Source organism: Nonomuraea sp. NPDC049158 (assembly GCF_040648335.1).
Classification (GTDB): Bacteria; Actinomycetota; Actinomycetes; order Streptosporangiales; family Streptosporangiaceae; genus Nonomuraea.
The window spans coordinates 422,092-429,861 of sequence record NZ_JBEZDM010000003.1; the positions used below are offsets into that span (position 1 = coordinate 422,092).

Genomic DNA, 7,770 nt, shown 5'->3' on the forward strand with positions numbered 1-7,770 from the left:
TGCCATGTTTCTTGAAAGGTTAGCCTTACCTTATCTACTATTGCCCCGATAAGGGAGGCGATGCCGCGGTGGAGACCCTGCCGAGTGGTCCGGACACGATCTACGACATCCTGGGAGTCGGATTCGGGCCATCCAACCTGGCGCTGGCCATAGCCGTCGACGAGCACAACGCGCGGGTCCCGGAAACGGACCGGCTGCGCGCCGGGTTCCTGGAGAAGCAGGCCGCCTTCGGCTGGCATCGGGGCATGCTGCTCGACGACGCCACCATGCAGGTGTCGTTCCTGAAGGACCTGGTCACCATGCGGGACCCGGCGAGCGACTTCAGCTTCCTGTGCTACCTGAAGGAGCGCGGCAGGCTGGTGGACTTCCTCAACCACAAGACGCTGTTCCCGTTACGGATCGACTTCCACGGCTACTTCGAGTGGGCCGCGGCCCGGATGCGGGAGATGGTCGAGTACTCCGCCGAGGTCCTGTCCATCGAGCCCGTCGTCACCGAGGACGGCGCGGTCCCCCTGTTCGACGTGACCAGCCGCGACCCCGGCGACCCGGAGCGCGTCATCGTCCGCCGGACCCGCAACATCTGCCTCGCCACCGGCCTGGAACCGCACCTGCCGCCGGACGCCGCCCTGTCCGACCGGGTGTGGCACAACAGCGAGCTGATCCCGCGCGTGGCCGCCCTCACCGAGGCCGGCGTCCCGGTACGCCGGATCCTGGTGCTCGGGGCCGGGCAGAGCGCGGCGGAGACGGCCGACTATCTCCACCGGACCTTCACCGGCGCCGAGGTGTGCGCGGTGTTCGCGAAGTACGGCTACACCCCGGCCGACGACAGCCCCTTCGCCAACCGGATCTTCGACCCCGAAGCCGTCGACACCTTCTTCCAGGCTCCGCCCCCGGTCAAGCAGGCGCTCCACGACTATCACCGGGGCACCAACTACTCGGTGGTCGACATGGACCTCATCGAGTCCCTGTACGCGACCATGTACCGCGAGAAGGTCCAGGGCAACGAACGCCTGCGCATCCTCAAGGTCTCCCGCATCAGGGACGTCAGCGTCAACGGCGACCGCCTGGACGTCACGGTGGAGTTCCTGCCCACCGGCGAGCGGGAGGTGCTGGCCACGGACATCCTCGTGCACGCCACCGGCTACCGCCCCCAGGACCTCGGCGTCGTGCTCGGCGAGACGGCCAAGCTCTGCCTGCGCGACGAGGAGGACGAGGTCCGGATCGGCCGCGACTACCGCGTCGAGGTGCCCTGGCACGTGTCGGCCGGCATCTACGTACAAGGGGCCAGCGAGCACACGCACGGCATCACCTCAACCCTGCTGTCCACCACGGCCGTCCGCGCCGGGGAGATCCGCGACTCGCTGCTCGCCAACCGCGCGCGAGCCACGAGCTAGTGGTCTCCCTGCGCCCACAACCTTCGCCGAAGCAGCCCAGGCAGCCGAAGCGGACGGAGCGGCAGCCGGCCGGCGGCGTCGCCGCGACGAACGCGGGCCGGAGCGCGTGGCTGGGGGTGTGCCTGGCGCTACTGGCCGTCGCCTGCGTCCTGAGCATCGTCATCGGCACCAAGAACATCGCCCCGAACACGGTCTGGAACGCCTTCGCCCACTTCACCAACACCGACGACCAGGTGCTCGTACGCGAGCTGCGCGTCCCCCGGACGGCGCTGGGCCTGCTCGTCGGCGCGGCGCTGGGCATCGCGGGCGCGCTCCTCCAGGCCGTGACCCGCAACCCGCTCGCCGACACCCAGATCCTGGGCGTCAACGCGGGCGCGGGCCTGTTCGTGGTCTTCGCGATCGGGGTGCTGGGGCTCACCGGGATCTGGTCGTACGTGTGGTTCGCCTTCCTCGGGAGTGCCGTCGCGATGGTCCTGGTGTACGCGCTGGGCTCGGCGGGCAGCAGGGGCGCTACGCCGATCCAGCTGACGCTGGCCGGTGTGGCGCTCGGCGCGGTCATGGAGGGCGTCTCGGCCGGGATCCGGCTGCTGAAGCCGCGGGCGTTCGACTACCTGCGGTTCTGGGACGTCGGCACGCTGGCGGGCAGACCGCTGTCGATCGCGGGGGCCGTGGCGCCGTTCGTCGCGGCGGGGCTGGTCCTGGCGCTGGCCGTCGCGCCTTCGCTCAACGCTCTCGCGCTCGGGGAGGATCTCGCCCGGTCCCTGGGCACGAACATCGCGCGGGCGCGGGCGCTGTCCATGATCGCGGTGACCCTGCTGGCCGGCGCGGCGACCGCGGCCGTGGGCCCGATCGGGTTCGTGGGCCTGATGGTGCCGCACGCCGTCCGCTGGATCGTCGGGGCGGACCAGCGCTGGATCTTCGCGTACACGATGGTGTGCGCGCCGGTCCTCATGCTCGCCGCCGACGTCGTCGGGCGGGTGGTCATCCGGCCGGCGGAGCTGCAGGTGGGGATCGTGACGGCGTTCGTGGGCGGGCCGGTGCTGATCTGGCTGATCCGCCGCAGAACGGTGAGCGGCCAGTGACCGGCCCAGCGGGATCCGGTCTGGGCTTCGGCCGGCGGGTCGTGGTCGTGCGTGGGGCGTCGGTGTCGTTGCGGTTCGGCGTGCGGACGGCGGTCATCTGCGGCGTGCTGGGTCTGGCGGCCCTCGCGGTGGGCGTCCTCGCTCTCGGCACCGGCGAGTTCGAGGTGCCCGTGGGGGAGGTGGTCCGCGTCCTGCTGGGCGGCGAGCCGGGGCCCGCCCGGCTGGTGATCGTGGAGTGGCGGCTGCCACGGGTGCTGCTGTCCCTGCTCATCGGGATGGCCCTGGGGCTGAGCGGTGCCGTGTTCCAGTCGTTGATGCGCAACCCTCTGGGCAGCCCCGACGTGATCGGCTTCAACACCGGCGCCTACACCGGAGTGCTGGTCGCGATGATGTTCGTCGGCCGCGACTACTACCAGACGGCCGCGGGCGCGCTCGTGGGCGGCCTGCTCGCCGCCGCCGTGGTCTACCTCCTTGCCTACCGGAAGGGCGTGCAGGGGTTCCGGCTGATCATCGTGGGGATCGCGGTCAGCGCGATCCTCGGCGCGGCCAACCAGTGGTTCGTCATCAAGGTGAACCTGCAGACCGCCGTCGCCGCCGCGATCTGGGGCCAAGGCAGCCTGAACACCCTGACCTGGGACCAGGTCCTGCCCGTGGCCGTCTCGGTCGCGCTGCCGACCGCGCTCCTGGTGGCCCTCGGGCCGCGCCTGTCCCTGCTGGCCATGGGGGACGACGCCGCCGCGGCGCTCGGCGTACGGACGGAGCGGTCGCGCCTGGCGTACCTCGTCCTCGGGGTCGCGCTGACGGCGGTGGCGACGGCCGCCGCCGGACCGATCTCGTTCGTCGCGCTCGCCGTCCCGCAGCTGGCCCGCCTGCTGACGCGTACGGCCGGCATCGCGCTCGCGCCGTCCGCGGTCACGGGCGCGCTGCTGCTGGCCACGAGCGACTGGCTCGCGCAGCGGGTCTTCGCCCCCACCCAGCTCCCGGTCGGCATCGTCACGGTGTCGCTGGGCGGCGTCTACTTCGCCTGGCTGCTGGCCAGGCACGCGCGCGGCCGATGAGGAGGGTCATCGCCGCCGTGGCGCGGGGCGACCCGTAGACGCACACGCCGCTGGTCATCCCGCGCTCCTATCCACCCACCCCGATGCCGAGGAGGCACAGTGTCCGACAACCCCTTCGACGACGAGAACGGCACCTTCTACGTCCTGGTGAACGACGAGGAACAGCACTCCCTGTGGCCGACCTTCAAGGAGGTACCCGGCGGCTGGCGGATCGTCTTCGGCGAAGGCGGCCAGAGCAAGCGGCAGGAGTGCCTTGATTACGTTGACGCGAACTGGACGGACCTGCGTCCCAAGAGCCTGCGTGAGAGCATGGCCCGCGCGTCGGCCCAGGGGAACGACAGCTGAACACGTCAGCCACGGCGCGGCCCCGGACGGGGTGGCGCGTTCTCCTGCGTACGGTGACCCGCAACCGGCGGCGGCTGGGCCTGGGAACCGGCCTCATCAGCCTCCATCAGGTGTGCGAGTCACTCGTGCCGATTCTCATCGGGGTCATCGTCGACCGGGCCATCGGCCCCGGCGACGGTGGCGCCCTCGTGCTCTGGGTGGCGGTCCTGGCGGTGCTGTTCGTCGTGCTGACGACGGTGTACCGGTTCGGCGCCCGGCAGCTCATGCTCGCCATCGCGGTGGAGGCCCATACCCTCCGGGTCGAGGTGGCGGAGAAGATCATGCATCCGCGCGGCATCCGTACCGACCGGCGCGCCGGCGACCTGCTCACCGTCTCGACCACCGACACCGACAACACCTCGTACCTGCTGGACTACGTGCCGCGCGTCGCCGGCGCGGTGACGGCGACCGTGGTGAGCGCGGTCGCGCTGCTCGTGATCGACGCCCGGCTCGGGCTGGCCGTCCTCGTCGGGACGCCCGTTGTGCTCCTCGCGCTGCAGGCGGGCACGCCGCTGATCACCAAGCGGGTGACCGAGCAGCAGGAACGCGCGGCGGAGGCCACATCACTGGCGACCGACCTGGTCAGCGGGCTACGCCCACTGCGCGGCCTCGGCGCCGAGGAGGCGGCCGCCCAACGCTACCGGGAGGTCAGCGGGCGGTCCTTGCGGGCCGTCGTCCGGGCGGCCCGCACGCAGGGCGTGTACGTGGCCGCCTCGACGACCTGCGGCGCGCTGCTGGCCTGCGGCATCGCGATCCTGGCCGGGTGGTTCGCGCTGACCGGCCGGATCAGCGCCGGGGAGCTGATCACCGTGATCGGGCTGGCTCAGTTCCTGATGGAGCCGATCGGGCTGCTCGCCATCGTCCCGAGCTGGGTGGCGGAGGCGCGGGCATCGGCCGAGCGCGTGGCCGTCATCCTGAACGCGGACCCACTGGTACCCGACGGCACCGAGCCACACGACAACGGGACGTCCGGTAACGGGGCGTCCGCCGACGGAGCGCCCGGTCTGGAGGTGTGCGCCCTCAGATACGGCACCCTCGACGGGGTGGACCTGCTCGTGCGTCCCGGCGAGTTCGTGGGCGTCGCGGCACACCGCTCCGCCGACGGAGAGGCGCTGGTCAAGGTCCTCTCGGGGCGGGTGGCGCCGGAGGAGTACGACGGCCGGGTCCTGGTCGGCGGTCGGGAGCTGGCCCGGATACGGCTGGCGCACGCCCGCCGGACGATGCTGGTGGAACCCCATCAAACGGACCTGTTCACGGGCACAATCCGGGACAACCTCGACGTCGGCGCACTGGCGGCGGGCCGAGACCCGGTGGACGTGGTGAACCCGGTGGGCCGAATAACCCCGGCGGACCCCGTGGGCTCGGTGGGCGCGGTGAGTTCGGTGAGTTCGGCGGATCAGGCGGGCTCGGTGGACTCGGCCGCTCAGGCTCTGCCGGCCGGGGTATCAGCTGGGGCGCTGGCTGGAATCCTGGCTGCCTCGGCTGCCGACCAGGTGCTGTCCGCCCATCCCGACGGTCTGGAGCACCTGGTCACCGAGCGGGGTGCCAGCCTGTCGGGCGGGCAGCGACAACGGGTCGCGCTCGCCCGGGCGCTGCTGGCCCGGCCGCCGATCCTCGTCCTGCACGACCCGACGACGGCCGTGGACGCCGTCACCGAACACGCGATCGCCCAGGGCGTACGGGCGTTACGGCACGCACAGGACCCAGGACAGGCCCCCGAGCAGGGCGTACAGGCTCCGTGGCACCCGCGCGGCGAGGCGGGGCCGTTCACCACCGTCGTGGTCACGAGCAGCCCCGCGATGCTGGCCGCGACGGACCGAGTCGTCGTCATCGACGGCGGCCGGGTGGTCGCCGAAGGCAGCCACGCCGAACTGGCCGCGACCGACAGCGACTACAACCGGGCGGTACTGAGATGAGCGGACCAGACGGGCGCAGTGCTGGCATGACCGCATCAGGCGGAAACCACGACCAGGCGAGGCCGACATGACCGGATCAGACGGCCAGGGGACGGACACTGGGCGAGATCGCGAGGTGCTCCCAGTCGCCGGTGCGCGCCTCACATGGTCGTGGCTGTGGCGCCGGCTGCGCGCCCGGTGGCCGGATCTCACCTTCGCGCTGCTGGTGGGCCTGGTGGGGGCGGTCGCCTCCGTGGTGCCGGCGTACGCGCTGGGCGCTCTCGTGGACCGGGTGCGGGAGCACGCCCCCGGTTCCGCGATCGTGCCCATCACGATCGTGATCACCGTCGCGGCCGTGGTCGGCGGGCTGGCCACCGGCCTGGCGACGTACCTGATCGGCCGGTTGTGCGGGCAGATCCTCGCGGTGCTGCGGGAGGCGACCGTGGCCAGGGCGCTGACCCTGCCGGCCACGACGCTCGAACGGACCGGGAAGGGCGACCTGCTCTCACGGGTGGGCAGCGACGCGGCCGCGATCGGCAAGGCGGCCTCCGACGTGATCCCCACGATGATCTCGGCGTTCCTGCTGGGCGTCCTGAGCGTCGCCGCGATGGCCGGGATCGACTGGCGGCTCGGGCTGGCCGGCGCGGTGGCGGTGCCGTTGTACGCGGTGGCGCTGCGGTGGTACCTGCCGCGCGCGGCGCCCCAGTACGCCCGGGAGCGGCAGGCGGTGGCGGACTCCTCGCAGCTCCTGGTCGAGAACATGCAGGGTGTACGCACGGTGCACGCCTACCGTCTGGAGCAGGCGCGGCTGCACGACATCGGGATCGCCTCCGGGCGGGCCCGCGACATCTCGGTCTCGGTCTTCACGCTGTTCACCCGCTTCGTCGGCCGGGTCAACCGGGCGGAGTTCTTCGGGTTGGCCGCGATCCTGGTGGCGGGGTTCCTGCTGGTGCGCGGGGGGTCGGTGACGGTCGGTGAGAGTGCCGCCGCGGCGGTCCTCTTCCATCGGCTGTTCAACCCGATCGCGATGCTGCTGTTCACCTTCGACGAGGTACAGGCGGCGGGCGCGAGCCTGGCCCGGCTCGTCGGGGTGGTCGAACTCCCCCCGGCACCCCGACTGGTCACCGGCGATGGCCCGCCACGACCGGTCACCGGCCATGGCCAGGACCGGGCGTCGCGCGTACCTGCGGACGGTTCGCTTGAGTTGTCCGGCGTGCGCTTCAGCTACGACGGCCAGGTCGATGTGCTCCACGGCGTGAGCGTGCGGGTCGCGGCGGGTGCGCGGGTGGCGCTGGTGGGGTCGACGGGGGCGGGCAAGTCCACCCTCGCGGCGATCGCGGCCGGGATCCTGCGGGCCGGGCACGGCGAGGCGCGCGTCGGCGGGGTGCCACTGGCGGAGCTGGCTCCGGCGGAACTGCGTGAGCGGGTGGCGATCGTCACCCAGGAGACCCATGTCTTCGCCGGGCCGCTGATCGAGGACCTGCGCCTGGCCCGGCCGGGGGTCTCGCCGGAGGAGGCCGCCGCGGCACTGGACACCGTCGGCGCGCTGGACTGGGCGCGGAGCCTTCCGGACGGCCTGGACACGGTGGTCGGTGAAGGCGGTCACGAGCTGACCGCGGCCCAGGCCCAGCAACTCGCCCTCGCGCGGCTGGTACTCGCCGACCCCGCGATCGCCGTCCTGGACGAGGCCACGGCGGAGGCGGGCAGCCTGGGCGCCCGCGACATCGAGGCGTCCGCCGCCGCGGCGACCCGGGGACGTACCGCCCTGATCGTCGCCCACCGCCTCACCCAGGCGGCGTCGGCCGACCGGGTGGTCGTCCTCGAACACGGCAAGGTCGTCGAGGAGGGGCCGCACCACGAACTGGTCGCCGCCGGCGGCCGGTACGCCGAACTGTGGCGGGCCTGGGAGACGCGCACACCCACTTCCCCATCAAGTAAGGCTAGGCTAACCTAAATC

Annotated in this window: 6 protein-coding genes; all 6 read left to right on the top strand. The window is 72.2% G+C overall.

The genetic code is table 11. The features are described from left to right. The first annotated feature begins 68 nt into the window (after positions 1 to 68). The 6 genes from AB0B61_RS09610 (at position 69) to AB0B61_RS09635 (ending at position 7,767) form a co-directional block, all read left to right on the top strand. A complete protein-coding gene (locus tag AB0B61_RS09610; RefSeq protein WP_358430088.1) occupies positions 69 to 1,394 on the top strand; it encodes a SidA/IucD/PvdA family monooxygenase in 1,326 nt (441 codons plus the stop codon). Then, positions 1,394 to 2,476 carry an iron chelate uptake ABC transporter family permease subunit gene (locus AB0B61_RS09615; protein ID WP_358430091.1) on the top strand — a complete coding sequence of 361 codons (1,083 nt, stop codon included), beginning with the start codon at positions 1,394 to 1,396 and terminating at the stop codon, positions 2,474 to 2,476. The genes AB0B61_RS09610 and AB0B61_RS09615 overlap by 1 nt, the downstream gene beginning before the upstream one ends. Beyond that, positions 2,473 to 3,534: an iron chelate uptake ABC transporter family permease subunit gene (locus AB0B61_RS09620; RefSeq protein WP_358430093.1), complete on the top strand. Its 1,062-nt coding sequence runs from the start codon at positions 2,473 to 2,475 to the stop codon at positions 3,532 to 3,534. Before AB0B61_RS09615 ends, AB0B61_RS09620 begins: the two co-directional genes overlap by 4 nt. 99 nt (positions 3,535 to 3,633) lie before the next feature. Next, on the top strand, positions 3,634 to 3,879 hold the full coding sequence (locus AB0B61_RS09625; RefSeq protein WP_358430096.1) for an MbtH family protein: 246 nt from the start codon (positions 3,634 to 3,636) through the stop codon (positions 3,877 to 3,879). Positions 3,880 to 3,932: 53 nt separating this feature from the next. Beyond that, positions 3,933 to 5,834: an ABC transporter ATP-binding protein gene (locus AB0B61_RS09630; RefSeq protein ID WP_358430099.1), complete on the top strand. Its 1,902-nt coding sequence runs from the start codon at positions 3,933 to 3,935 to the stop codon at positions 5,832 to 5,834. 67 nt (positions 5,835 to 5,901) lie between these two features. Next, a complete protein-coding gene (locus AB0B61_RS09635) occupies positions 5,902 to 7,767 on the top strand; it encodes an ABC transporter ATP-binding protein (RefSeq protein WP_358430102.1) in 1,866 nt (621 codons plus the stop codon). Positions 7,768 to 7,770 lie beyond the last annotated feature (3 nt).